The sequence below is a fragment of the Desulfonatronum thiodismutans genome, assembly GCF_000717475.1.
GTDB lineage: Bacteria > Desulfobacterota > Desulfovibrionia > Desulfovibrionales > Desulfonatronaceae > Desulfonatronum > Desulfonatronum thiodismutans.
Genome location: NZ_JPIK01000013.1, coordinates 208,453 through 234,763, shown reverse-complemented (window position 1 = coordinate 234,763; position 26,311 = coordinate 208,453). Strand labels below are relative to the sequence as shown.

Below are 26,311 nucleotides of genomic sequence, written 5' to 3'. Positions count from 1 at the left end.
CTTACCCCTGCCCGCCTACCGGCCCGGCGTAACGCAGGCAGAGCGCGGTGATGTCGTCGGATTGCTGGGCCGCGCCCACATGCCGGGCCACGTCCTCCAAGACGATCTGGATGATCTGTTCCGCGGAGACGATGGGCGCGGCCTCCATCGTGGCCAGCAGGCGCTCGTCCGAATACACGGCCAGCCCCTCGTCCATGGCCTCGGTAATCCCGTCCGTGTACAGAAGAATCATCTCACCCGGGGCCAGGTCAATTTCCACGGCATTGTAGGGGATATCCTCCATGGCTCCGACCATGGGACCGCTCCGGCCTTCCAGAAAGTGCACCCCGTCCTGGTTTTTGATCACCGGCTTGTTGTGCCCGCCATTGGCGAAACGCAACCGGCCGGTGCGGGTATTCAGGACGCCGACGAACAGGGTCACGAACATGGAATTGGGATTGTCCGGGGCCAGGTCGTTGTTCATGGCTTCCATGATTGGGCCGGGATCACGATCCCTGGCGCCAGCGGTGCGCAGCAGGGTCCGGGTGATGGCCATGAACAGGGCCGCGGGAACGCCCTTGCCCGAGACGTCGCCCACGGCAAAACAAAAGTGCTCCTCGTCCATGAAGAAAAAATCGTAGAGATCCCCGCCGACTTCCTTGGCGGACTTGAGCGTGGCGAACAGATCGAACTCCCGGCGCTCGGGAAAGGGAGGAAAGGTCTTGGGCAACAGCCCGAGCTGGATTTCACGGGCCACGTTCAGCTCGCCCTCGATCCGCTCGTTGGTCGCCGTGGTTTCGATGAGCGACCGAATGTTCTCGCGCAGCGCCCCTTCCATGAACATCAAGGCCGTAGCCAGGCGCCCCACTTCGTCCTTGTGCCGCTGGGGCAAATGGCGAATGGCCGCGGATTGGTCCTGAACCTCCTGGGCCGTGAAATCGGTTTCCGGCAGGGCCTTGGCGTAAACCGCCAGGGCGTTCAACGGCTTGGCGATCCGCCCGGCCAGCACCAACCCCAACACCAGCCCGGCCAAGAGCACGGCCAGGATGATCCCGGACAACCTGGTCACCAGGTTCCTGGCTGGCGCTCCCACCTCGTCCACGTAGGCCAGGGCCGCGACATACCAGCCCAGGGCACGGAAATAGCCGCAAAAGGCTTCCTGCTCGCGGATCTTGCCCGCGGCATCCGCGAATTGCGGGACAAAACGCATGGATTCGCGATCCTTGGCCGCGGCCAGGTTTTTCAACTCTTCCAGCAGAGGCTTGCCGGTCAGGGCGTTGATGGCCGTGCCCAGGTCCAGAATGGGGGCCAGGCTGTTTTCCTCCGGCCCGATGAGCACTTCGCCCTGGGCGTTAAACAGGATCACGGACCCGGACTGGGCAATGCGGATTTTGCCGAAATTGGCCCGCAGATTGTTGAGCAGTTCCTCCAGCTTACGCTCGCCTTCCTGCTCCAGCTCGTCGATGTCCACGGTCGCCCCAATGACCCAATCCGTGGGGGGGTAATGGACAAACCACCCGAATTTCTTTATCGGCTGGCCGTGTTCGGTCCAGGTCCAAAAAAACATACTGGAGACCTCGCCCAGCCGCCGTGCTTCCGAATGTACGGCTTCGGCCATCGAGCTGCCCTTGATGTCCCGGATCAGGTTCAGGTCTCCGCCTCGGGCGTCCGGATTCTGGTGGGCCAGAAGCGTGCCGTGGGCATCGAAAACCAGGAACTCCCCCTCCTCGGCCGGACGAGGGCGGCTCAACCAGTCCAGGGCTCGGGATTCGGCCCTGGCGCGGGCTTCCCCCGACAGGTCGGACATGGTAAATATCTCGTCCAGCGTGGTCCGTGCCATCATGGTCAAGCCGCGCAAAGCGCGGCGGTGGGCGTTGACCGCGTCCACCCGGCTACGCACTAGGTCCCGGTATCCGCTTTGGATGTTCAGCTCCACCAACTCCAGCACGTTGCGGGCGCTGCGCTGCTCCGCCTCGAACATGGCCTGCTCCACGTCCCGGTCGGTGAAATAGAGGACGAACACAGCCACCAGGGCCAGAATGACGCTGACCAGCAAGAAAATTTTCGTTTTCAAGGAATGTAACACTGTTGTCTCCGTAGGCTCGGCACGCGAGGTTGGTTGACTGCCGATACAGCATGAACGACCACCAACACAAGCGGCCCCGCCGCCGCATACCCACCTCTTACCCAGTCCTCCATGCCCCAGCCTGCTTCCTGCCCGGACCTCACCGCCATCATTCACCTGGACCGCCTTCGGTCCAACGTGGCCATGGTTCGCGCCCGGGTTCCGGCCCATGTCCAGCTCTTGGGCGTAGTCAAATGCGACGCTTATGGCCACGGCGCGATCCCCATCGCCCGGGCGCTCAAGCAGTGCATGGTCGATCATCTGGTGGTCGGCTCAATCACGGAAGGCATTGCCCTGCGCCAGGCCGGCCTGACCGGCCCGATCCTTGTTCTCAGCGACCCCTTGCACCCGGACTTGCGCGACGCATTGACCCATGACCTGACCCTGACCGTGGCGGATGAAGAGTTCGCGGCCCGGCTGGCCCGGTTGCGGGTCCGCCCCGGCCAGGTCTTCACGGTGCATCTCAAGGTGGATACCGGCCTGTTCCGATTCGGGGTGGACCCGGGCCGAGCCGAGCCGGTGATGGCCGACCTCGCCAAAATGGCCCATGTTCGAGTAGAGGGCCTTTACAGCCACCTGTCCTCCACCTTTCACGACGACGACGCGAGCAACGCCTTCACCCGGTGCCAGATCAACGCCTTCGGGTTGGTCTGTGAACAGTTGGAAGAACAGGGCCTGTTGCCGCCGATGGTCCATCTTGGCAGCTCCACCGGCCTGCTGGGCTTTCCCGATGAACTCTGTTCCGGCCGGTTCAACGCCCTGCGGGTGGGCACGCTGTTCTACGGCTTCCTGGAGCGGCCCAACACCTGGACGGACCGCCCCCGGCCCATTGCCGAGCTGACCACGCGGATAATGCAGGTCCGCGCGGTCCGGACCGGCGACCACGTCGGATATCATCGCGCCCACCGGATGGTCCATGACGGACGGATAGCCGTGATCCACGGCGGTTACACCCAGGGACTGCACGGCGATCTGGCCTGGAACTTCCAGCCTTTGGTCCAGGGTCGGCCCGCCATGCTGATCGGCAAACCGGCCCTGGCCCAGTCCCTGCTTGACGTCAGCCATGCACAACGGGTTAAACCCGGTGACGAAGTGCTCCTGGCCGGGGAAGCGGTGAACATGCGCACCGTCGGCCAGGTCCTGGGCCGGTCTACCTGGGAACTGCTCGCCCCGATGCTCCAGGCCGCCAGCAAAATCTATCCGCGGCTCTGAACAGGCCATGCGCGACACCCAAAAAATCACCCTCATCGCGATCTTGATCCTGCTCCTTTCCCAGGCCTTCATGATCGTGCTGGTGGCCAATTCCTTCGAAAAAATCCACGTGGCTTCGGAGCTGGCCCGATACACCGTTCCTCAGAAGGATTTCAAGCGCCAACTGGAAGGCGCGTTGCGCTTTGGCAAAACCCTGGACAACCTGCTGGGCATGGACAAGCTGATTGCCCGATCCGCGGACAGTTACGATGACCTGACGAATATCGTGGTCTTTTCCGCGTACGGCGATGTCCTGTACAGCCTGCACCCCGTTGATCAATTCCCGGCGTTTCTGGATTTCCCCCCTGGTGAACTCGGCAAGACCATAACCCTGGCCGACCCCCTGCTGGATGCCCGGGAAACCCCGCAAACCTATCAAATCGCCATGCCGCTGTTTGGTCCGGGACAATCCTGGATGGGTGGCGAAAGCCCTTCTGTTTTGGCCGGTACCGTGGTTTTCGCCTTTTCCAAGCAGAACATCCGCGACGGCGTGCGCTTGTTTTGGCAACAGCGCCTGCTCTACGGACTGGCCATCTCCGCCGTCGCGGCCCTGGCTTTGTTCCTGCTCCTGCGCCAGGTCCGGGAGAAGGACATGACCGCCCTGCGCCGCAAGATTTTCTTCCGCGTGCTGCTGGTCACGATTCTGGCCCAGATCGCCTTTTCCGGCCTGAGCGCCCATCAATTCCACCATGACCATGTCCGTGTGCTCACGGAACGGGTTGAGGCCCAACTGGATCTGTTACGCCAGGAAGTGGAGCGGGTTCTGGCTCGGGGGATCAGCCTGGAACGGGTCAGCCGGATGGACGAATACCTGTTGGATATTCTGGAGAACAATCCAGAGGTGGCGAGACTGGACCTCCAAGACGCTCAAGGGGCTTACCTGGCCCAGGGCCAGATCCAGGGACAGCCCCAGGGACAGACCCAGGCACGGCCCCAGGGACAGACCCAGGCACGGCCCCCCGGGGAAACGGGGCGGCCATCGCTGTTTTTGTCCGCCGCGGACCTGACCATAGTCCTGCCCGTGACGGGACCGGATCCGGACATCCAGGTCGGCAGCCTTCGGGCCACGTTGAACGCGAAGACCCTGCACGCGGTGCTTTGGAAGATACTGCTGGACTCGTTGACCGTGGCTCTGATCGCCTCGCTGTTCATCGTGGAACAAATCTATTTTCTGGTCAGCCGGATCAGGGAGCGCCCGGAGAAAAACCGCCCGCCCAACACGGAACGAGAGAACCTGGACACCCTGTTGCTGGCCCGATTCGCGGCCTTCGCGTTCCTGTTCGCCTTTGCTCTGCCCGTCTCCTTCGTGCCGCTGCAAATGCGCGAGTTGTACGCTCCGATGTGGGGATTGCCCAAGGATCTGGTTCTGGGGCTGCCCATTTCCCTGGAAATGCTCTGCGCCCTGCTGGCCTCCCTGGTTGCCGGGGCCACGGCGGACAGACGGGGCTGGCGACCGCCGTTTCTGGCCGGGGTGCTGGTCACGGCAGCGGGACTCTTCTTCTGCTCCCAGGCCGATAACGGCCTGCAATACATTCTGGCCCGCGGGGTCTGCGGCCTGGGCTACGGCCTGTCCTGGATGTCCCTGCAAACCTTTCTCTTCACCCAATCCACCCCCTCCACCCGGGCACAGGGCAGCTCGCATTTCGTGGCCGGGATTTTTTCCGGACATATCTGCGGTACGGCTCTGGGCGGAATGCTGGCTGAACGCTTGGGCTTCAGTGCGGTGTTTCTGGTCGGAGCGATACTGATGACCTGTTCGCTGGCCCTCTTTTTCCTGTTCATGCGCCGGATTCCGGATCAAGCCGTTCAAAGCTCCCCGGCTCTGGTCGAACCACGCGCCCTGCTGCGCTACCTGACCCACCGGAACACCTTTGCCCTGATTTTTTGCTGCGTCATCCCTTTTTCCATCTGCCAGGTGGGGCTGCTTTTCTTCGCTACGCCGCTGTACCTGAACCAGTTGGGGGTAAACCAGTCGGACATTGGCCGGGTGTTGATGATCTACGGTCTGTCCGTGGTCTATCTGGCCCCCCAGATCAGCAAGATCGTGGACCGCCGGGAACGGAAAACGCCGTTCATCGTCGCGGGCGGCCTGGTCGGGGGGCTGGGCCTGGCTCTGCTCACCACGCACCAGGGCTTTGTGGCGGTGATGGCGGCCATTTTCCTGCTCGGCGTGGCCAGCAGCATCGGTTCCTCGGCCCAGACCGCTTTTGCCCTGAAGTCGCGCGCCACCCAGGAACTGGGGCCGGGCAAAGCCATGGCCATCCAGCGGTCCATGGACAAGCTGGGGCAGATGCTTGGCCCGATCTTGCTGGGCCTGCTCATGTCCGGCGTCAGCATTGCCCAGGGGCTCGTGGTCCTGGGTCTGGGCTACATGCTTCTGTCCGGATTATTTCTCGTGCTGGCCCGGGAACGGGGGGCCGACGGGTGATGAACGGGAAGGGTGAGCCCATGGTCGCCACGAGCACGGACCCATTCAGTCTTGGCGTGGAGCTGGAAATGCCCACGGCCAATGCCTCCACCGGCGCGACCCATCCGGTACACGGCTTTTTCGCCAGTCTGGCCCAAATCCTCGCGGACCAGGGCCTGACCACACGGCCCCTGCGCGACAACGGCCGTGAATACGGCCTGCGCAGCTCACGCGGCCTGCACTCCATAGACAATGGCTTCAATAATCTGGAAAGCTCCCTGGGCCCGGTGGCCGCCGGTGGAAACAGCCTCGACAACCTGGCCGCGATGATCCGCCGGGAAATCAAAGACGTCAGCACGGCCCTGTCCCGGGAAGGGGCCATGCTGGTGAATTTCAGCGAGCATCCCGCCGTGGCGGTGGACGAGGACTTCTACTTCGCGCACCGGGCGCCCAAAGCCATCTACGACTACCAGATCCTGCACCGCGGCTGGAACCACATGTCCGGGTTCGACGCCAAAGCCCAGAACAGCCCCAGCACCGGGATGGAGTTCAGCCAAGCCGTCAGCGGCCTGAACTGCCTGCTGGCCCTGGCCCCGGCCTTCATCGCCCTGTATGCCAACAGCCCCTTCGAGGCCGGCATCCTCACCCCGAACAAGGAAAACCGGCTGACCATCTGGCCGCGCCAGTTGGACTGCTCCCGGATGCCCGGGGACCACAAGCTGCACCGCGCGCCCAATCAACCGTTTCGGAATCTGGCCGATTATCTGACGTGGATGTTCGGCCTGGACACCCAGATGTGGTTCGCCGAGCAGAGCGGCCAGGGCAAAAGTATCAGCCAGGCCTTTCTCGCGCCCGGCGATCCGCCCCTCTTGGATTTTTTGCGCGGAGGTCCGCGCCGGGTCGTGCCCTATGGACCGGGAAACGCCAAGATCGTAACGCCTTCCATCCGCCATCTGGAAGACCACCAGTTCGCCCAGTACGCCGACTGCCGGTTACGGTACGCCTTTGCCACGCCCGCGCCGGATCTGGAGCGTTTCCTGGCTCTGCTCGAAGAACAACCTGATGAATTGGAGACTTTTTTTCAGGACCATGCGGCGTACTGCTACCTGGAAGGACGGGCCGCCGGGGCCACCTTCGCGGACCAGGAACTGCTGGACCTGGCCGGAGAGCAGGTCGGCGCATCGGCCGCCGTATCGCCCAGTGCGCTGCAATATGGATTATTGCGGGATTTGGACCGGACCAAACGGCTGGTGGCCGGCCATGCCTGGTCGGAGTGGATCGGCCTGCGGGAGCAGGCCGTGCGCAATGCCTTGGACGGAGAGTTTGGTGGAATCAAGCTGCGCCACATCTGCGCCGCGGTCCTGGAAATCGCCGGCAATGCCCTGGCCGCGGACCAGAACTGGATGCTGGCCTATCCGCTCTGGGTCCTGCGGACCGAAAAGACCGGAGCGGACCGGGCCCTGGCCCGCTTTGCGCGAACCAGCGGCCCACCGACCCAGCGGCTGCGAGATCTGATCCAGGCCCGCCGGGTGATTCCGGTCTGAAAACGATCCCGCCGCGTCGCTTCGATCTACTCCCCGCCTACCGGCTCAATCTGGTCGTAGACCTCGTCCGCGGCGGCCAGGATGTCGAAGGGCGGGTCAAAGCCGATCATTTCCGCGGTTCGCAGATTGATGGCGATCTTGGGAGGGGCGTTCCAGCGTTGAGGCAGGTCGCGAGGCATGGCGCCGTTGAAGATCCTGGCCACTGTTTCGGCATGGAATCGACCGACATAGGCGAAACCGGCCTGGGCAATGCTCAGCAACGCGCCGTGCTTGACAAGCTCCGAACCGGCCATGGCGAACGTGGCCACGTTATGCTCCAGAAGCGGAGGAAGCAGGCTTGGCAGGTTAGGCAATCCCTCGCCCCGGTGGACCGTTATGTACAGGGCCTCCACCTGGGGAGCCAACTCTGCATAGCAGGCCCGAACTTCGGCGGAGGCCTGTTCCAAAGTGACGTCATTGTTGCTGGCGAAACAGCGATGCAAGGTGAAGCCGCGTTCCCTGGCCACCATTTCCGCCTCTTCCAGGGCCGCGAAGGTCCGGCCTTCCGCGCTGTCCTCGTAGACCAGCCCCATGCTGGTGAAGCCGATGATGTCGTGGAACAGCCGCAACTGCCGGGCGTAGCGTTCCGGCTCGACTTTGGCGTGGAGATGATCAAAGCCGGAATCGTCCATGCTCTTAATCATCCCCGACCCCAAAGGATTGCTGGTGGAAGCGACCACCGTGGCCGTGGAGTGCTGGTCATTGGCCAGATCCTGTCCGGCCCAGGTGCCCATGGCCAGAATCAAGTCCAGATCCTTGTCCCGTTGCAAACGGCCGAGCAGCTCGGCCTTGGTGGCCTGACGCAGATCCTGCTTGAACCCCGAAGTATAAAAAGCATCCTTGACGAATTCCAGATAGTCGGACTGGAGGTTGTCCGCCACCCACTCCCAGGTCCGCCTATGATCCGGGTCGTACTCCGTCGGTAGCGGCGCGGTCTTGATCCAGCCCAAATCCATTAGTCCGGCGACGATCCTCAGAAAAATCACCTCATAATCCGGAAAGGTGCCTCCCTCCAGATAACCGATCCGCCACTTTTGCCCGTTATTGTCCCGAGGCGCGGTGGCCGCGTCCTGGGCCCAAGGCGCGGTGGCCGCGTCCTGGGCCCAAGACGCGGACGTCGCGAACGTCAAAAGGCAGATCATGCCGATGCAAATCAGAATTCTCCAAACCCGTCGCATATGCCAACCTCCGGAAGCGTAGAGGTGAAGGGGAAAACAGAGGGATGGCCGGATTGCCAACCCCTTGTCGCGTTAATCCGTTATCGAAATCGAAATCGGAAGCTTGCAAGTAATCGATTTCGATCCGGAAAGCGCCAGATGGCCCTTGTCAGCGGTCCTGCTCCGTTTCCGCCTGATGCAAGGCCTGGGTGGGGTCCCGGCTCAGGTCCGCGGTCAGGTAGTCCATGGTCACGGGCAGGTCCATGCGCAGGCTGCGCAGGATTTGAATCCCGATGCGGGCGCGAACGGCCCGGCATTGGAGCAGGTGGCCGCCGCGCAGGCGGTCCTCGGAAATGAAGTGCAGATGCACTCCGGGCACGCTCAGGGAGGACATGAACCGCGGAGTGAAGAATCCGGCCAGGGTTCCGGAGAGATTGCTCATCTCAAAGGTGGGTTGATCCCTGGTCGCCTCGGTCAGGGGCCGATACTGTTCCTGCCTGGGTACGGACCGGGTGCGCACGAACTCGAAATCCCCGTCCACCCGCAAGGCGTACATCATGTTCGGGGAAGGAAATTCGTTTTCCAGCAGGGCCATCAGGGCTTCCAGGTCCGCGAAGCCGGAGTCGACCTCCTCAAAGGTCAGCTCCCGAAAAAAACAGGCGCAGGCAAAGGGCGTCAGGACGTCGTCCCCAGGCCTGTGCACCCGACCGTCCCCGGTGATCTGGAACGCCGAGCCGCCCAGAAGGACGAGTTCCCCGTCCAGATCGTTGAACGTCCCCAGCCCGAAATCTCCATGTTCCCTGAGCTGGCCCAAGGTCGTGTTCTGGCGGTAGATCCCTTCCACCAGGGCGTTCACCGGAGCGGAAAGGTACAGGGTGTCCCGTTCCGGTTCTCGAGTGCGTTCCGTCATGGTACCCTCCAGCGAGTCGTGGTCCGTCTATCCCAGGATGCCGGCTGGACCGAAATTTTTTATCAGATTCTGAAAAAAGGTCACGGTTTTGGCCAAGCCCTCTTCGAGCTTGACCCGTGGTTCCCAACCGAGCCGTTCCTTAGCCAGGGTGATGTCCGGTCTGCGGCGTTCCGGATCGTCCTTGGGCAGCGGCTTGTACACGATCTCCGAAGCGGACCCGGTCATGGCCACCACTTTCTCGGCCAGTTCCTTGATGGTGAATTCCCCGGGATTACCCAGATTGACCGGGCCCGTGAATTCGTCCGGAGAGTCCATCAACCGCAGAAATCCGTCGATCAGATCCTCCACGTAACAGAATGAACGGGTCTGGGATCCGTCGCCGTATACCGTGATGGGCTTGTTCAGCAACGCCTGGACGATGAAGTTGGAGACCACCCGGCCATCGTTGGGATGCATCCGCGGTCCGTAGGTATTGAAGATTCGTGCAACCTTGATCCGCAGCTTGTGCTGGCGGTGGTAATCGAAAAACAGGGTCTCGGCGCAGCGCTTGCCTTCGTCGTAGCAGGAACGGGGGCCGGTGGGGTTGACGTTGCCCCAGTAGCTCTCCGGCTGCGGATGCACGCTGGGATTGCCGTAGACCTCGGAGGTGGAGGCCTGCATGATTTTGGCACGGGTCCGCTTGGCCAGCCCGAGCATGTTGATGGCCCCATGGACCGATGTTTTCGTCGTTTGCACCGGATCGTGCTGGTAATGAATCGGAGACGCCGGACAGGCCAGGTTAAAAATTTCATCCACTTCCACGAACAATGGGAAGGTGACGTCATGGCGCATGATCTCGAAGTGCTTGTTGTCCAGCAAGTGCTCCACGTTCATCCGGGACCCGGTGAAGTAGTTGTCCAGACACAGCACCATGCAGCCGCGCTCCAGCAACCGTTCGCACAGCCACGAACCCAAAAAACCCGCGCCGCCGGTGACCAGAACGCGCTTATGAATATGCATTGAATAGTCCCTCTCCTGAAGTAAAGTTAGGCAATCACGGCCTTCCGCGCCGCTACGATACCGCCTGCCAGGTTTGAAAGGCCGCGAAGAGCCCCAAGATAATGAAAAACATCCCGCTGACGCGGTGCAGCAGTTTGATGGGAATGCGTTGCAGCACGGTGCAACCGGCCCAGATCCCCAGGGCGGAGGTCAGGATCAAGGCCGTCGTGGCTCCGGCCCAAACGGCCAGGGGAATACTCGTGCTGCTCAAACCGACCACGGCCAACTGCGTCTTGTCGCCGAATTCGGCCACGAAGATCAGGGCAAAAGTAGCCAGGAAAATACCGCGCCCGCTTGGCGGACTCGTGCATTCCCGGTCAGGTTCCTCCTCGGCCCGCATGGCCTGGATGCCGAAAATCAGGAACAGCACCGCCACGATGGCATAGATCACCGCCTCCGGAATCCAATTGGCCAGGGCCGCCCCGAAAACCACCGCCAGGGTGTTCAGGACGACAAAGGCCAACGCACTGCCGACCATCACCGGAAATGCCCGGTGTCGGGCGGCCATGACCATACAGACCAACTGGCTCTTGTCGCCGATCTCCGCGGCGAAGATCAACAAAAAACTGGTTCCCGAGGCAATCAAAAAATCTATTCCGCCAACGCCCAACCCCGTGGCGGCCAAAACCGCAAAAACGTGCTCCATGGCTTCCTTGTCTCATGACGAACATCGTCGGCATGCGCCCCGTTTGGATCAATTTCACGCCATCCAAATCACTCTTCGCGTTTCCGCGTCACCTCTAGCAGGGTGCATGGATGAAGGGCAAGCGCCAAAACCACCGCGCCAAAACCACTGCGGGAGACAACGCCAAAAGACAGCTGCACAAGGCTTGCCAACTGTTCACCGGCTCATCCTAAGCATCCCGGTCCCCTCGACACTCCCTCAAAATGTAATTACAATGAATTACATTCAGCAAAAACGTGAAATCACCGGATTGCCAGCGATACGACAAGGAGCATCACGCATGGAACATCACACCCGCATGCACGCCATCAAGCTCGTGCCCATCGGCAACTCAAAAGGCGTCAGAATCCCGAGCCGACTCCTTAAAAAGTACGGTTTTCTGAATGCCCTTGTGCTTGAGGAAACCGAAAAGGGTTTGCTCTTGCGCGAGCCGGGAGACGGCAAACTCACCTGGGAGGAAACATTCCAGACCATGGCCGAGGAAAAGGAGTGCTGGGACGATTTCGAGGCGACGCTGCTGGACGGAGTGGAACAAGACGATGACGACAATTTCTAGATACGACATCTACCTTGCCGACCTCAATCCAACCATCGGAAGTGAAATCAAAAAGGTCCGTCCGGTGGTCGTCGTCAGCCGAAACGAAATGAACCGATACCTGGAGACCGTTGTCGTCTGTCCGTTGACCACGCGCCTGCACCCCCGTTGGCGCTCCCGCCTTCAAGTCGAATGCGCGGGAAAAAACACCGAGATCGCCGTTGACCAGATCCGAACCATCAGCAGGCAGCGTTTAAGCCGAAAAATCGACGAACTGTCCGAGGCCCAAGCAGCCCGGTTACGCGCCCTGATCACGGAAATGTACGGCGAGTGAGCGACGCAAAAAGAAAACGGGTCAACGTCGCGAGGACGCCGACCCGTTGAAAAAGGATTCCAGAACAAGGATTCGCGTCTATTCGTTCAAGGATTCATAAACCTTGCCCACGAGTTTTTCCGAAGGGGTCAGGGTTTTTTCGCCCTTGGTCCATTTCGCGGGGCAGGCTTCCGCCGGATGGTCCAGGAGGTAGATGTTGGCCTCCATCTTTCGCAGCAGCTCGTCCGAGTTCCGACCCACGTTGAAGAAATTGATCTCCGAAGAGACCAAAACCCCTTCCGGATTGATGATGAACGTCCCGCGCAGATCCAGCCCGGTATGGCAGTCGTAGACGCCGAAATAGCGGGACACCGCGCCGTTGGGGTCCGCGGCCATGATGTACTTCACCTTCTCCAGCAGCTTCTCGCTGTTCCTCCAGGCCAAGTGCGAAAACTTGGTGTCCGTGGACACTGCGATCACCTCGCAACCCATCTGCTCCAAGGTCGCGTATTTGTCCGCCAAGTCGGCCAATTCCGTGGGGCAGACAAAGGTAAAGTCCGCCGGATAAAAAAAGAGTACGACCCATTTTCCGGCCTTGTTCAATTCCTTCAGGCTCACGGTTCCGAAAGATCCCTCTTTCGGGTCATAGGTTTCCATAGCAAAATCACAAACCTTCTTTCCAATCTTCACATGTTCCACCGGTTCATGATGCGGTTTGACGTCACATCCCATGATACAGCCCTCCGTTTTGTTGAGTTTGAGAAGAAAGAGTTTACCCAGTCTTTTCCGTTAAAAGGAATGATTTATATTATCGATTACGGTGATTCTTGTCAAGCCGTTCTCGACCGATTTCAAGAACCTCCGAAAACAACCTATGCCGCCGCTCAAAAAGCGTATTTCCCTAACGTTTCACCAGCCCTTTGCCCCTTATCTTCTTTCATTTTCTGCCTATCTCACATATCTTGGCATTTTGCCAAAACCCGATCCAGCACACCACGAGGAACGTCTCATGTCACACGACAAGGCATCTCTCAGGACGCCTTCAGGCGACCTGTATCTGGCCGCGGACATCGGCGGGACCACCAGTCGATTCGCACTGTTCGAGGATCGCGGCGACACCATGCGGCTCCGCGGCGTGGAGCGGATTCCCACGTCTGAAGCGGATTCATTCCGCGATTTGCTATGTCTTCTCAGGAACGGCCCCTTGGGCCCGGAGGTGCCGCGCTGCCGGGCCGGAGCCCTGGCCGTGGCCGGGGCGGTGCAAGGTGGAGTTCAGGCCGCCCCCCCGAACATTCCTTGGGACATCGACATCCGTTCCGCGAACCTGTCCGGCCTTCCGGAAACGGTGATTCTGCTCAACGATTTCGCGGCCCAGGCCTATGCCTGCAAGACCACGGCACTGGATAGGGCCGTGACCATCAATGCCGGTCAACCGGACGAACGAGGCATGGCGGGGGTGATCGGCGCGGGGACCGGTCTGGGCCATGGGATGCTGGCTCCATTGCCCGGAGGCGGCTTTCTGGCCTTGCCCTCGGAGGCGGGCCACGCCGCTTTTGCGTTCGTGAATCAAGAGGAGGCAGTCTTTGAAGACTTCGTGCGAAGGGAACTGGGGCTGGATTACGTGTTCGCGGAGGCCGTCGTCGCAGGTCAGGGGCTGACCTTGTTGCATTGGTTCCATTTCGGCCAACGCCTTCGACCGGAGGAAGTCGCGGCGACTCTGGACGACGATTCACCAGTCTGCGCTTGGTTCGCTCGGTTTTACGGTCGGGCCTGCCGTCAGTTCGCTCTGAATATTCTGGCCACCGGGGGGATGGTGGTGGCCGGCGGGGTGGCGGCCAAAAATCCCGTGTTGGTCCGGCATCCGGAATTTTGGCGTGAATTCACGGACAACCCCAACTACCGGGCTCTGCTCCAGGACATCCCGGTAGTACTGAACACCAACGAAGACAGCGGGTTGTGGGGAGCGGCCCTGGCCGCGAAGCTCGCGACGGGTCGGCAAGGCACCGAGAACTGATCAGCCCATCAGGCCGAGACTCTGAAAGCGGTACAGGATGTCCGCCTTGGACATGTACCCTTCGTAGCGCAAAACCTCCCGCCCTTCCTGATCAAAAAAAATCAAGGTCGGCAGGACGCGGATGGATCCGAAGGAGCGCCCGATGTCCGGGTGGACGCCAATGTCGAAAGTGTAGATGTGAAACGCTTCGCCATACCCTCTCTCCAGTTCCGCCAAGATAGGGATCATCCGTTTGCAGTGAATGCAGTTTTCGGTTTTCAGGTTTACCAGCCGCGGCAATTCTCCCGATACCCCGGGCAGGGCCGGAGCCGGATCTACCTCCGGTCCGGTCAATTGGGATTGGGTGGCGGTGTAGTGCTGGATCAGTCCGACGGAAGCGAACAGGGCCATGAGGACGACGATGATTCCGGCTTTGCTGTAGGAAGTCATATACGTGAACTCTTCTGAGGGTGATTGAGGGTGAAAGGAATCCGACAATGGTTCTCAGTCCGCGGTTTTGAGGCCGAGACCGCGGAGTTTTTTGTAAAGATAGGTTCGCTCCATGCCGATGGTTTCCGCCAGCCGGGTGACGCTGCCGTTGCAGCTGCTTAGTTTGTCCTCCAGGAACTTGGCCTCGAACTGTGCACGGGCCGCCTTGAAGTCCACAGGCCAGTCATCGTCCGGATCAAAAGGTCCGCGACCGCTACTCATGCCGTGGTCCGTGACCAGCATCTCCTGCGGCAGCATCTCCGGCAGGATGGTTTGTCCGGGATACATGATGCACATCCGCTCCAAGAAATTTTTCAACTCACGGACATTGCCCGGCCAGGGGTAGCGTTGCAGCGCGGCCATGGTCTCCGGGGGAAAACGCAGGGTCTTAAAGCCCTGGGTCCGGATCAGGCCGTCCATGAAATCGGCCAAAAGCAGCGGAATATCCGCGACCCGCGCCCGCAAGGGCGGAACATACAACGGAAACACCTTCAGCCGGTAATAGAGGTCTTCCCGGAACCGTCCGGCGCGAATCTCCTCGGGCAGGTTCTTGTTCGTGGCCGCGATCACCCGAACATCCACTTGGATGGTCTTCCGTCCCCCGACCCGTTCAAAGCGCTGCTCTTGCAGAATGCGCAAAATCTTGGCCTGGGTCTTCAGGCTCATGTCCCCGATTTCGTCCAGAAACAAGGTGCCTCCGTTGGCCAGCTCGAACTTGCCCACCTGGGCCCGGTCCGCGCTGGTGAAGGCGCCTTTTTCATGGCCGAACAGCTCACTTTCAATCAACTCCTCGGGAATAGCCGCGCAGTTCACCTCCACCAGGGGCTTGTTCACCCTGTGGCTGAGCTGATGCAGGGACCGGGCCACGATTTCCTTGCCCGTGCCGTTCTCGCCGGTGATCAGCACCCAGGCTTCAGTGGGCGCGACCTGACGAACCTGTTGCTGCAACTGCTGAATCCTGGGCGTCGACCCGGTCAATTCCTGAACCCGGGTGTCTCGGATTTGGCTGCGCAGGACCATGTTTTCCTGACGCAGTTCCTTGAATTCCACGGCCTTGGCCGTGGTCACCAGCACCTTTTCCAAAGAGAGCGGCTTTTCGATGAAGTCGAAAGCGCCCTTCTTGATGGCCATGACCGCGGTTTCAATGTTGCCGTGGCCCGAGATCATGATCATCGGCAGGTGCGGCGACGCCCCATGAACCCGATCCAGCACCTCCAAGCCGTCCATACCCGGCAGCCAGATGTCCAGGAAGCACAGATCCGGATCGGCTTCGGCCAGCACTTCCAGCCCTTGTTCCCCACTGGCCGCCTCCCGGACCTCGTGGCCCTCATCCTCAAGGATGCCCCGCAGCGCGGTGCGGATGTCCTCTTCGTCGTCAACTATGACGATCTGGGCCATGGCCGTCCTCGTGGGGTAAAAAAAGCTTCGGGAAATACATCACGGACAATAGCCTTCCTTGCGGGCGAATTCCAGGGTCGTGCAACGGCCCAAAGCGCAGGCGGAGCGCAGATCCTCGCAGCCCTGGGTCAGCTGACCGAGCTGCAAGAGAACCATCCCGCGGTTGTTCAGGGCCCCGTAATTGTCCGGGCCCAGACGAATCACACGGGTATAGTCGTCGATGGCCTGGGGAAACTGTTCCAACTCCTGGTTGGCCAGGCCGCGTCCCAAAAGGGCCTGAAGATGATCAGGCTCCCGGTTCAAGGTCTGGGTAAAGTCGGCCACGGCCCGCTGATGTTCCGCGGCCAAAGCGTACAGCGAGGCTCGGTGAAAATGAATCAGCGCATCTCCAGGGGCCAAGCGCAAGGCGGTGTTGAAATCGTCCAGGGCGGAACGCAGATCGCCCTGTGCGCCGTAGGTCAACCCACGCTCCATGTATGCCGGAGCGCTGGGCTCAAGGCGGATGGTCCGCGTCAGTTCGGTCAGAGCAGAATCCAGCCGACCCAATTCCCGCAGGCTCTTTCCTCGTCCAAACAGGGCTTCGGCGGATTCAGGCGCCAGCGAAGCGGCCACGTCGAAGTCGGCCAGGGCTTGTTGGTGATTGTCTCGCTCCATATACAGCCGTCCCCGGTACAGACGGCCTTCCAGATGATTCGGCGAGGTCCGCAGCAATCGGCCCAGATCCTCCAGGGCTCGGTTGAGGTCTCCGGATTCCAGACGGGCCCGGGCCAATCCGAACAAGGCCTCTTCACTCTCCGGAGCAGATTGAACCGCCTGCTCGTAATCAGCCGTGGACCTGGTCCAGTTGCCCATCCGGGCGTAGGCTTCGCCGCGCAGCAGCAGGGCCGTGGGATCGCCCGGGGCCAAGCGCAAAGCCTGATCCAAATCCGCTACGGCCCGAGGGAAGGATCGGTTGGCCATGTGCCATTGAGCCCGCGCGATGTACGGCGCGGCGTTGCGCGGATCATCGGCGATGGCTTGGTCCAATTCGTCCAGGGTCATGCTCGCGGACGCGTCCGGAGTGGCCGCGCAAACCCGGTCCACGACAGACGAGGTCGCCAGCAGGACGAGACAGGCCGCCAGAAAAAAACAGAGGGGGCGAAAAGGAAGATAGGAAGCGAGTAACGGAGATGTACCGTGATGCATGGGGAAACTCATCTAAGGAGCATTGCCGAAGGTTCGACAAAGAATGATTACCCAACAGAAGCCGGAGCAGAAGATCTGGATACCCGCCTTCGCGGGCATGATTGATTTGGAAACAGCATAAAAAACACGTCATTCCCGTTAAAGCGGGAATCCAGCTTCGGAATGGGGCTCAACCCAGAATGTGCTAAAGAATTACGACAAGGGGAGAATTTGCCGCAGCGAGAGGAAAAATGCAAACCTGAGCACGGCTTGGAAGTGTTACCGCACCAGGACACCTTCCGGCGGCGTGAACTCGAACAGCGCGGGCTCCAGATTCGGATCGAGACGCAGGTCGTGTAAGGTAACCTTGTTGGTATTGCCGTAAAAATCCACGGCCAGGACCTGCTGCAACAAAAAAGTTTCCGGATCGACCCGGATCGTGGCCTCCACCAGGCTGGGCTCCGGAACGCGGGGCCTGAGACGGATCAGCGTGGCGCCGGAATCCTCGGTCAAGTCCACCTCGGTCAGAAAATCCTCGTCCAGCCGGGCCTGGCCGGAGAGAATCTTCAGCACCGTGGCCGAACCGAGCACGTCCTCCACGGCGTAGCGATACGCGATTTCCTCGTCCTTGAAATAGTTCCAAACCACCTCGGGACCGACGATGAGCAGTTCCGGTTCCGGACTGACGGTTTCCCAGCGGATCAGCCCGGGATGGTGGAAGTACAGCATTCCTCGACGCATCTCGCTTTCCCGGCTGGCGGCCACCGTCAGTTCCTGGGTAAATTCGGCCTGAAATGATTGGATGGATTCGTACTGGCGCTGAATTTTTCCAACGATCCCTTCCTCCGCCAAGGCCGCGCCCGTCGCGCTCCAAAAAATGGCCGCCAGTCCGACAACCCCTACGAAAGCTCGAAAAATATGGCCCATGACTCTCTCCTCTGATGACCGACATTCACTCCGAGTCTGAAACCTCGTCACTTCATATCACTCAGAAATACACCATCCTCTCCATCCTGTTCCCTGACGGAAACATCCACCTGCTCCTGTCGGGAGGTGTTCACCTTTTTCCCGACATAATCCGCGTGGATGGGCAGTTCCCGGTGACCGCGATCCACCAGGACCAGCAGTTCCACCCGTTTCGGACGTCCGTAGTCCAAAATGGCTTCCAGGGCCGCGCGAATGGTTCGTCCCGTGAACAGGACGTCGTCCACCAGGATGATTTCCCGGTCGTCCACGGGAAAGGGTATCCAGGTTTTGTGGATCTGCGGCTGGCCGTCCAGATTGGTCCAGTCGTCGCGGTACAGGTTGATGTCCAAACTGCCAAAGGGGATTTCCCGTCCAAAGCGCTGTTCCAGGACGGATTTCAAACGCTTGGCCAGCTCCACCCCGCGGCGCTGAATCCCGATCAGAGCCAGGCTCGCACCCTCGCCGTGCCGCTCGATGACCTCGTAGGCCAACCGCTCCATGGTTCTTCGGATTTCCTCGGCGTGCAGCAATGTCTTTTTTTCCACCTGCGCGCCTCCAACTGGTGCCGTCATGACGAATCTCCTTCACCGTCCGCTTCGCCCTTGAATTCGAACAAGCGGCTTTGGTCCATATTCACCTAAACCTCGGCCCATTCATACCCGCAAGCCTCAGCAACAGCCTTGTAAACCACTTTTCCGCGAACCACGTTCAAGCCCTGGCGCAGGGCCGGATCTTCCTGGCAAGCGCGGGGCCAGCCCTTGTCCGCCAATTGCAGGGCGTAGCGCAGGGTAGCGTTGGTCAGCGATTCCGAGGCCGTCCGGGAATACGCCCCGGGCATGTTGGCCACGCAGTAGAGGTTGACGCCATTGCCCACTCGAAAGCAAGGGTTATCGTGGGTGGTTGGCCGGGACAGTTCCGTGGAACCGCCCTGGTCGATGGCAATGTCCATGATCACCGAGCCGGGCTTCATGGCCTCGATGATTTGCCTGGTGATCAGTTTCGGCGCGGAGGCTCCGGGAATAAGTACGCAACTGATGACCACGTCCGCCTTGACCACCTGGTCTTCGATGTTCAGGGCGTTGGAAAACAAGGTTTTGATCTTCTGATCCAGGTGGTGATACAATCGGTACATTTTGGCCATGTCCACGTCCAGGACCAGTACATCCGCTCCCAGACCCGCGGCCATCTGAGCCGCACCCGCTCCGGAGATGCCCGCGCCGATAATCACCACCCGGGCCGGCAACGTTCCGGTAACCCCGCCCAGGAACACGCCGCCTCCTCCGTTATAGTGGCAAAGCATTTCCGTGGCCTTGGTCACGGACATCCGCCCGGCGATCTCGGACATGGGGGCCAGCAGCGGCAGGCTTTTGTCCGGCAATTGCACGGTTTCATAGGCGATGGCCACGCATCCGGACTGGACCAGGGCGTCGGTCAGGGCCTTGTCCGCGGCCAGGTGCAGATAGGTGAACAGCGTCAGGTCTTCACGCAGATACTTGTATTCCTGGCTGAGCGGCTCCTTGACCTTGATCACCAGTTCCTGGCTCCAGGCCTCTTCCGCGGTCCCGATCCGCGCCCCTTGGGAGACGTAGACGTCGTCCAGGGCCCCGCAGCCGTCTCCGGCCCCGGATTCCACGACCACCTCGTGTCCGTGCTCCACCAGGGCCTTGACCCCTGAGGGGAACAACCCCACGCGGCGCTCCTGCGCCTTGATCTCCCTCGGTACTCCAATCCGCATCTGGTTTCTCCTTTGCAAGATGGCGTCCAATGTATCGAAAATCGGCCCCAAAAGCCGGTTCACAACACCGAAGAAAAAACGTACCGTAAGTACCTGACGCCCCGCCACCATCAAACCCGGAAGCGCCATGAACACCCCCCAGCCCAACGTCGAAGTCCGGCCCCCAAGTCAGCGTGATGCTCAGCCTGAAACCCGCCGTAAATCCGAATACGTCGTCCAAGGCATGACCTGCGCCGCCTGCGTCCGCCGCGTGGAAAACGCCGCCTCCAGCCTGGAAGGGGTTCGCTCCGTTTCCGTGAATCTGGCCACCGAGACCATGTCCGTGGAGTGGGCACCGGACGCTTCGCGTTCCAATGACAATGACCGTGAGGACCACTTGTTTCAGGCCGTCCGGGATGCGGGATACGACCTGCGCGCCTTTGATGAGACCGAAACGGCAGCCGACCTCTCTGGCGGTTACGTGGAACTTGGCATCCGGGGCATGACCTGCGCGGCCTGCGTGCGTCGCGTGGAGCAGGCCATTGCCGGGTTGGAAGGCGTGGAATCGGCTGAGGTCAATCTCGCATCTGAAACGGCTCAGGTACGCTTCCAACCCGAAAAGGTCAATCTTCCAGCCATTCTGGAGGCTGTCCGCGACGCGGGGTACGAGGCCTTTACCCAAGACTCCGGACAGGACTCCGGGCAGGGAGGACCAAGGGAATCGCTGATGGATGCGCAGCGCCGGGAAATGCTTAAGCGGCTGACGACACTGCGTTCCAAATTGATCCTGGCCATGGCCTTCGCCGTCCCGATCTTCGTCATTTCCATGGGAGAGATGGTCGGCCTGCCCATGCCGGGGCTGCTCAGTCCGCACCATTCCCCGCTGACCTTTGCTCTGGCCCAGTTTCTGCTCACCCTGCCCGTGGTGTGGGCCGGTCGGGAATTTTACCTGCGCGGCTTTCCCAACCTCTGGAAGCGGGCCCCGAACATGGACTCCCTGATCGCCGTGGGCACCGGCGCGGCGGTGGTCTACAGCACCTGGAACCTACTGGAAATCGCCCTGGGGCACGAGGCCATGGCCAGGGCCATGGACCTGTATTTCGAGTCAGCGGCCGTGATCATCGCCCTGGTCACGCTGGGCAAGTACCTGGAAAACCGCTCCAAGGTGCGCACCTCGGACGCCATCCGGCAGCTCATGGCCCTCACCCCGAGCACGGCCACCCGGGTCCGAAACGGCCAGCGGGAAAGCATTCCCGTGGAACGGATCCAGCCTCAGGACCTGCTCCTGGTCAAGCCCGGGGAGCGCATTCCCGTGGACGGCAAGCTCACCGAGGGCCAGACCAGCGTGGACGAGTCCATGCTCACAGGGGAAAGCCTGCCCGTATCTAAAAAGGAAGGCGATGCGCTGATCGGCGGCACTTTGAACGCCCACGGCTCCATCTACATGGTCGCCGAACGGGTCGGCCGGGACACGGTCCTGGCCAGGATAATCCGCCTGGTCCAGGAGGCCCAGGGTTCCAAGGCCCCCATCGCCAGCATGGTGGACCGCCTCAGCCTCTACTTCGTGCCCATCGTGATCTGCGTGGCCGTGCTCTCCGGCCTGGGCTGGTATTTTCTGGCCGGAGAACCCTTCACCTTTGCCCTGCGGATCTTCATCGCGGTGCTGGTCATCGCCTGCCCCTGCGCCATGGGGCTGGCCACGCCCACGGCGATCATGGTCGGCACCGGACGCGGAGCGCAGCTCGGCGTGCTGATCAAGGGAGGAGAAGCCCTGGAAATGGCTCGCGGCGTGCGGGCCGTAGTTCTGGACAAGACCGGCACCCTCACCGAAGGCCGCCCGGCAGTGACCGACATCCTCACCCTTCCCGGGCAGGCCTTGCCCGATAAAGAACTGCTGCGCCTGGCCGCCGGAGCCGAAGCCCGCTCCGAGCATCCTCTGGCCGCGGCCATTGTCCAGTCGGCCCGGGAACGCGGCCTGGAGGAGCCTCGGGCCGAGGACTTTACCTACATTCCCGGACAAGGCATTCGGGCCCAGGTGGAAGGCCGCATTTTGCTCCTGGGCAACAGCCGGCTCCTGGAAGCCGAAGGGGTTCTCGGCAGGGACGCTGAACAGCTACGGGAAATGCGCGACAAGCTGTCCGGCGAAGGCAAGACGCCCCTGCTCATGGCCGTGGACGGCACGGCGGCCGGAATCCTGGCCGTGGCCGACCGGATCAAGCCCGAGGCCAAAGAGGTGGTCGCCAGGCTGAAGAGCATGGGCCTGCGAGTGGTCATGCTCACTGGCGACAACCTACGAACGGCCCAGGCCGTGGCGGCCCAGGCCGGAATCGACGATATCCGGGCCGAGGTTCTTCCGGAAAACAAGTCCGAAACCGTGGCCGAGCTGCAGAAACAAGGGATCAAGGTGGCCATGGTCGGCGACGGGATCAACGACGCCCCGGCTCTGGCCAAGGCCGATCTGGGCGTCGCCATGGGCACGGGCATCGACGTGGCAATGGAATCCGGGGACATGGTCCTGATGAGCGGCAATCTGCACGGCCTGATCACCGCCTTGACCCTCAGCCGGGCCGTGGTCCGGAACATCAAGCAGAACCTGTTCTGGGCCTTTGCCTACAACGTCATGGGCATACCCATCGCCGCCGGCCTGCTCTACGCCTTCGGCGGCCCGACCCTCAGCCCGATGATCGCCGGAGGAGCCATGGCCATGAGTTCGGTTTCCGTGGTCACCAACGCTCTGCGTCTGCGCCTTTTTCAACCTTCCTGATCCCGACCGCAACGCCTGGAATTTGACAAAATGAGCCCGCGTATTTAATTATATTCGACTTGACGAACTATTTCACTTGGAGGTTACAATGTTTGAATTGACACCGTCCGCGAAGCAGCAGCTGGACAGCTATTTTCAGGACAAGGACAGCTCGCCGATCCGCGTGTACATGGCCCCCGGCTGAGGCGGTCCAAAGCTTGCTCTTGCTCTGGATGAGCAGAGGGATTCCGACAGCGTGCATGCGATCGAAGGCTACACTTTTGTCGTCGACCAGGATCTGATCAAAAATGCCGGAGGCATCAAGGTCGACATGACCCCGTATGGGTTCGCCGTCAGCTCGACCGTGAACCTGGGCGGCGGAGGCGGAGGCTGCTCGGGCAGTTGTTCTTCCTGCTAGCCGCGCCTTCGGGCCTCACGGCCCGGGCAACGACTCACGACAACGCGGGTAGAGCCTGAAGGCTCCGCCCGCGTTCTTTTTTCCATTCTCCGGCGTATTGGCGTCTTCATCGAAATCGTGATCGAAGTCGAACGTCATATCCAAGTAGACGCCATAAACACGTTGTGATGCAGGGGAACATTGTTTTCCGATTTCGATTTCGATCACGATTTCGATTTCGACGAGAACAGGTTTGCCCCGGTCTTGATCTTCACCCTTCCTTGACAGCGGCGTGCCCAGTCCATACGTTAATACGTTTTTTACATCTTTATTTCACGGAAAGGAGAGCAGTTCATGGCTTACGATATCCGATTGGTAAAACTGATCACCGGCGACCTGGCCCTTGGCAAGTGGGAGGAAAGCGAACACAAAATCAAGGACATCGCCGTTATCCAGACCATGCCCACCCAGAGCGGAGGCGTCCAGATGATGCTTTTGCCCTTTGGCTACCCTTTTGAGAACGAGATCACCGGCGAAATTTCCATGGACCATGTCATTTACGTCTACAAGACCTTCCCGGACGAGCTGAAAACCAAATACATGGAAGCCAGCAGCAACCTGACCTTGTCCTCTCCAGGGGACCTGCAACGCCTGAAGAACATGGGCGGTCCCGGCGGAGCCCCCGGCGGAAAAGGCATCTCCCTGATTAAGTAGCGGCCTTCCCGGCCTCTGACCCCTATTCGACGAAGGGCGGCGGAATATGGAACACCGCCGCCCTTTGTTCGTTCATGAGACCCATCCCATGCGCGACCTGCTTCCCCTGCTTCCCCGACCAAGCCAGTACCTGGGCACCGAGCCCAATGCCGTACACAAGGAACCGCCCCAGGTGCGGGTGCGCGCGGCCCTGGCCTTTCCGGACCTGTACGAGGTGGGCATGTCCTACCTCGGTGGACGCATTCTTTACCATGCGGTGAACGCTTATCCGGAGTTCTGGGCCGAACGGGCCTTTGCCCCGCCGCTGGAAGCGGCCCAAATCCTGCGGGACTCGGGGACGCCTTTGAGCACCCTGGAATCCGGGACTCCCCTGGGGGACATGGACGTTATCGCCTTCAGCCTGACCCACGAACTGTGCTACACCAATGTTCTATACATGCTGGACCTGGCGGGGATTCCGTTGCGAGCCCAGGACCGGGACGAGCACCATCCTCTGATCCTCGGCGGCGGCGGCGTGATCTTCAACGTCGAACCCATGGCCCCGTTTTTCGACCTGTTCGTGGCCGGGGACGGCGAAGAGGCCCTGCCGGAAATTCTGGCCCTGGTCGACCGTTGCAAGACCCAAGGTATGTCCAGAACCGAATTTCTCCAGGCGGCCCGGAAGGTTACCGGCTGCTACGTGCCGTCGTTCTTTTCCGTCGCTCCTGAAGACGTCTCAAGCCCATCGACCGCGCTCCGGCCCCTGTACGCCGACTACACCCAGGTGGAGAAGCGCATCCTGCCGGATCTGAACGCCGCGGACTTTCCCACGGAGCAGATCGTCCCCTTCGGGCCTGTGGTCCATGACCGCCTGAGCATTGAAATCGCACGGGGCTGCACACGGGGCTGTCGGTTCTGCCAGGCCGGAATGATCTATCGTCCAGTCCGGGAACGCCGCCTGGAAACGCTGGACCGGATACTGGAGAATGCTCTGGATCGGACCGGATTCGACGAACTCTCCTTCCTCTCCCTGAGCACCGGAGACTTTTCCTGCCTGGACGCCCTGTTCCAGCGCAGCCATGCCCTGTGCCGGGACCGGCAGGTCTCGGTCTCCCTGCCCTCGCTCCGAGTGGGCTCGGTCAGCGGCCAGGTCATGGACATGATCGCCGGAATCCGCCGCACCGGCATCACCCTGGCTCCGGAAGCCGGAAGCCAGCGCCTGCGGGACGTGATCAACAAGAACATCACCGAACAGGCCCTGTTGGACCATACCCGCGAACTGTTCACCCGGGGCTGGTCCTCGGTAAAGCTCTACTTCATGATCGGCCTGCCCACGGAAACGGACGAGGATTTACAGGCCATCGTGGACCTCTGCCTGAAAGTGGCGGCCACGGCCGGAGAGCGGGCCAAACGCTTGCAAATCACGGCCTCCATCTCTCCCTTCGTGCCCAAGCCCCAAACCCCGTTCCAGTGGGAGGAGCAGATCTCCTTTGAGGAAACCCGACGACGGCTGAACCGGCTCAGGGATCTCTTCCGTCCGCATAAGCGGCTGGTGATGCGCTGGCACATGCCGGAAATGAGTTATCTGGAGGGCATCTTTTCCCGTGGGGACCGGGCCCTGGCAAACGTGGTGGAACGGGCCTTTGCCAAAGGCGCGCTCTTTTCCAGTTGGGCCGACTCCCTCAGCCTGGAGTCCTGGCTGGAGGCCATGCGGGAGTGCGGTCTGGACCCGGACTGGTACCTCCGGGCCAGAGATCCGGAGCAGCCGCTGCCCTGGGACCACGTTTCCAGCGGCATCCGCCGCTCGTTTTTGCTGCGGGAGCGTCGCCTGGCCCTGGAGGGCCGGACCACGCCGGACTGCCGCCAAGGCAAGTGCCTGGGCTGCGGCGTCTGCACCACGACCAAGGTCAAGACCGCGCTGCGCCGTCAGACCGGTTTGGACATCCGCCCCCGTGTGAACAAGGACGAGCAGGCCGACAGCTTGGCCCCGTGGCTGGAGGATGGGACGGGAGGGGAGCAGCCTGGGGAGGCCTTGGACCAGGCGCCGGGGCAAGACCCTGAAGACCTGGGCGCCAAGGCCAATGCCTTGCGCATCGTCTACCGCAAGCTCGGCCCGGCGGTGTATTTCAGCCAACTGGAGCTGACCCGGCTTTTCGAGCGTTGCATGCGCCGGGCCGGGGTGGCCATGAGTTTTTCCCAGGGCTTTCACCCCATGCCCCGGATGTCCTTTGGCCGGGCCCTGCCCGTGGGCGTGGGCAGCGTGCGCGAGGAAATGGTCATCGTGCTCCGCGCGCCCATGTCCGCCACTGATCTCCGCGCCCGACTGGCCCCGGAAATGCCCAGGGGGTTGGAAATTCGCGGCGTGGAGGACGCCCCGCTCAAGGGCCGTGCCGATCAGCCGGCCTTTGAGGAATACCTGCTCTATTTTCTCAACGGAGATTCATCTCCGACAGCGGAAACAACGGCTAAATGGCGGTCTTTCATCGCAGTGGAGCACTTCCCCTTTGCCAAGAAGACCAAGCGCGGCTCACGGGAAATCAACCTGCGCACTCTGTTTCGATCCATTCGTTTCCTGGGAGAAAACCGTCTTCGGCTGCTTTTCGACTTCCGGGAAGACTACCTCAACCCCTGGACCGCCATCACGGCCGTGACCCCGGAACTCTCCTTCCGAACCACCCGGCTGACCAAGATCCGGGGGCTGTCCGATGACGCTGCCAAAGGGGCCGTTTCCGGGTAGAAAACCGGATCAGACCGCCGCGTCGGCGGGCGTC

General features: G+C 61.1%; 23 protein-coding genes. 10 read left to right on the top strand and 13 right to left on the bottom strand.

Annotated elements, in window-relative coordinates:
• Position 1: 1 nt before the first annotated feature.
• Positions 2-2,065, bottom strand: coding sequence for a SpoIIE family protein phosphatase (locus GY33_RS0111135; protein ID WP_031387404.1), 2,064 nt, complete (start codon positions 2,063-2,065; stop codon positions 2-4).
• A 111-nt stretch (positions 2,066-2,176) separates the two neighbouring features.
• Here GY33_RS0111135 and alr point away from each other — a divergent pair, with 111 nt between their 5' ends.
• The 3 genes from alr to GY33_RS0111120 are packed head-to-tail and all read left to right on the top strand — an operon-like array spanning position 2,177 to position 7,306.
• Positions 2,177-3,316 carry an alanine racemase gene (alr, locus tag GY33_RS0111130; protein WP_031387403.1) on the top strand — a complete coding sequence of 380 codons (1,140 nt, stop codon included), beginning with the start codon at positions 2,177-2,179 and terminating at the stop codon, positions 3,314-3,316.
• A gap of 7 nt (positions 3,317-3,323) precedes the next feature.
• A complete protein-coding gene (locus GY33_RS0111125; RefSeq protein ID WP_031387402.1) occupies positions 3,324-5,783 on the top strand; it encodes an MFS transporter in 2,460 nt (819 codons plus the stop codon).
• Entirely contained in the window at positions 5,783-7,306 is a 1,524-nt protein-coding gene (locus GY33_RS0111120) for a glutamate-cysteine ligase family protein (RefSeq protein WP_051822529.1), read from the top strand. The genes GY33_RS0111125 and GY33_RS0111120 overlap by 1 nt, the downstream gene beginning before the upstream one ends.
• 26 nt (positions 7,307-7,332) lie before the next feature.
• On the opposite strand, the gene GY33_RS0111115 is transcribed toward GY33_RS0111120, so the two are convergent.
• The 4 genes from GY33_RS0111115 to GY33_RS0111100 all read right to left on the bottom strand — a co-directional run bounded on the left by GY33_RS0111115 (position 7,333) and on the right by GY33_RS0111100 (position 11,096).
• Positions 7,333-8,523, bottom strand: coding sequence for an ABC transporter substrate-binding protein (locus GY33_RS0111115; protein WP_035271893.1), 1,191 nt, complete (start codon positions 8,521-8,523; stop codon positions 7,333-7,335).
• A 148-nt stretch (positions 8,524-8,671) separates the two neighbouring features.
• Positions 8,672-9,412, bottom strand: coding sequence for an acetolactate decarboxylase (gene budA / locus GY33_RS0111110; protein ID WP_031387399.1), 741 nt, complete (start codon positions 9,410-9,412; stop codon positions 8,672-8,674).
• 27 nt (positions 9,413-9,439) lie between these two features.
• Positions 9,440-10,411 (bottom strand): UDP-glucuronic acid decarboxylase family protein, encoded by a 972-nt coding sequence (locus GY33_RS0111105; protein ID WP_031387398.1) that lies wholly within the window; start codon positions 10,409-10,411, stop codon positions 9,440-9,442.
• 52 nt (positions 10,412-10,463) lie between these two features.
• Entirely contained in the window at positions 10,464-11,096 is a 633-nt protein-coding gene (locus tag GY33_RS0111100) for a TMEM165/GDT1 family protein (protein WP_031387397.1), read from the bottom strand.
• A 319-nt stretch (positions 11,097-11,415) separates the two neighbouring features.
• Between GY33_RS0111100 and GY33_RS0111090 the strand changes: the two genes are divergently transcribed.
• Together GY33_RS0111090 and GY33_RS0111085 are read left to right on the top strand one after the other, a co-directional pair.
• Positions 11,416-11,691: an AbrB/MazE/SpoVT family DNA-binding domain-containing protein gene (locus tag GY33_RS0111090; protein WP_031387396.1), complete on the top strand. Its 276-nt coding sequence runs from the start codon at positions 11,416-11,418 to the stop codon at positions 11,689-11,691.
• Complete coding sequence (locus GY33_RS0111085) at positions 11,675-12,004, top strand: type II toxin-antitoxin system PemK/MazF family toxin (RefSeq protein ID WP_031387395.1); 330 nt, start codon at positions 11,675-11,677, stop codon at positions 12,002-12,004. The genes GY33_RS0111090 and GY33_RS0111085 overlap by 17 nt, the downstream gene beginning before the upstream one ends.
• 78 nt (positions 12,005-12,082) lie before the next feature.
• Here the strand turns inward: GY33_RS0111085 and GY33_RS0111080 are convergent, their stop codons facing one another.
• Complete coding sequence (locus GY33_RS0111080) at positions 12,083-12,715, bottom strand: peroxiredoxin (RefSeq protein ID WP_031387394.1); 633 nt, start codon at positions 12,713-12,715, stop codon at positions 12,083-12,085.
• A 277-nt stretch (positions 12,716-12,992) separates the two neighbouring features.
• Between GY33_RS0111080 and GY33_RS0111075 the strand changes: the two genes are divergently transcribed.
• On the top strand, positions 12,993-13,997 hold the full coding sequence (locus GY33_RS0111075) for a glucokinase (RefSeq protein ID WP_051822528.1): 1,005 nt from the start codon (positions 12,993-12,995) through the stop codon (positions 13,995-13,997).
• Here GY33_RS0111075 and GY33_RS0111070 read toward each other — a convergent pair whose 3' ends face one another.
• The 6 genes from GY33_RS0111070 to ald all read right to left on the bottom strand — a co-directional run bounded on the left by GY33_RS0111070 (position 13,998) and on the right by ald (position 19,728).
• A complete protein-coding gene (locus GY33_RS0111070; RefSeq protein ID WP_051822527.1) occupies positions 13,998-14,426 on the bottom strand; it encodes a thioredoxin family protein in 429 nt (142 codons plus the stop codon). It lies immediately after the preceding gene.
• A 54-nt stretch (positions 14,427-14,480) separates the two neighbouring features.
• Positions 14,481-15,863 carry a sigma-54-dependent transcriptional regulator gene (locus GY33_RS0111065; protein ID WP_031387391.1) on the bottom strand — a complete coding sequence of 461 codons (1,383 nt, stop codon included), beginning with the start codon at positions 15,861-15,863 and terminating at the stop codon, positions 14,481-14,483.
• Positions 15,864-15,902: 39 nt separating this feature from the next.
• Positions 15,903-17,048 carry a tetratricopeptide repeat protein gene (locus tag GY33_RS0111060; protein WP_031387390.1) on the bottom strand — a complete coding sequence of 382 codons (1,146 nt, stop codon included), beginning with the start codon at positions 17,046-17,048 and terminating at the stop codon, positions 15,903-15,905.
• Positions 17,049-17,306: 258 nt separating this feature from the next.
• Positions 17,307-17,954, bottom strand: a complete 648-nt coding sequence (locus GY33_RS0111050; protein WP_084185105.1) for a LolA family protein — start codon at positions 17,952-17,954, stop codon at positions 17,307-17,309.
• A 47-nt stretch (positions 17,955-18,001) separates the two neighbouring features.
• Positions 18,002-18,565, bottom strand: coding sequence for a bifunctional pyr operon transcriptional regulator/uracil phosphoribosyltransferase PyrR (gene pyrR / locus GY33_RS0111045; protein ID WP_084185104.1), 564 nt, complete (start codon positions 18,563-18,565; stop codon positions 18,002-18,004).
• A gap of 65 nt (positions 18,566-18,630) precedes the next feature.
• Complete coding sequence (ald, locus tag GY33_RS0111040; RefSeq protein WP_031387387.1) at positions 18,631-19,728, bottom strand: alanine dehydrogenase; 1,098 nt, start codon at positions 19,726-19,728, stop codon at positions 18,631-18,633.
• 127 nt (positions 19,729-19,855) lie between these two features.
• Here ald and GY33_RS0111035 point away from each other — a divergent pair, with 127 nt between their 5' ends.
• Both GY33_RS0111035 and GY33_RS19210 read left to right on the top strand, forming a co-directional pair.
• Complete coding sequence (locus GY33_RS0111035) at positions 19,856-22,471, top strand: heavy metal translocating P-type ATPase (protein ID WP_035271892.1); 2,616 nt, start codon at positions 19,856-19,858, stop codon at positions 22,469-22,471.
• 88 nt (positions 22,472-22,559) lie between these two features.
• Positions 22,560-22,868 carry an IscA/HesB family protein gene (locus GY33_RS19210; RefSeq protein ID WP_084185103.1) on the top strand — a complete coding sequence of 103 codons (309 nt, stop codon included), beginning with the start codon at positions 22,560-22,562 and terminating at the stop codon, positions 22,866-22,868.
• A 15-nt stretch (positions 22,869-22,883) separates the two neighbouring features.
• Here GY33_RS19210 and GY33_RS21045 read toward each other — a convergent pair whose 3' ends face one another.
• Positions 22,884-23,075, bottom strand: coding sequence for a hypothetical protein (locus tag GY33_RS21045; protein WP_152555171.1), 192 nt, complete (start codon positions 23,073-23,075; stop codon positions 22,884-22,886).
• Between the two features lie 126 nt (positions 23,076-23,201).
• Between GY33_RS21045 and GY33_RS0111020 the strand changes: the two genes are divergently transcribed.
• Entirely contained in the window at positions 23,202-23,561 is a 360-nt protein-coding gene (locus GY33_RS0111020) for a hypothetical protein (protein WP_031387385.1), read from the top strand.
• 88 nt (positions 23,562-23,649) lie between these two features.
• The gene (locus tag GY33_RS0111015; RefSeq protein ID WP_035271958.1) at positions 23,650-26,277 is read left to right on the top strand and encodes a TIGR03960 family B12-binding radical SAM protein; all 2,628 of its coding nucleotides are present in this window, start codon (positions 23,650-23,652) and stop codon (positions 26,275-26,277) included.
• The last annotated feature ends 34 nt before the right edge of the window (positions 26,278-26,311 follow it).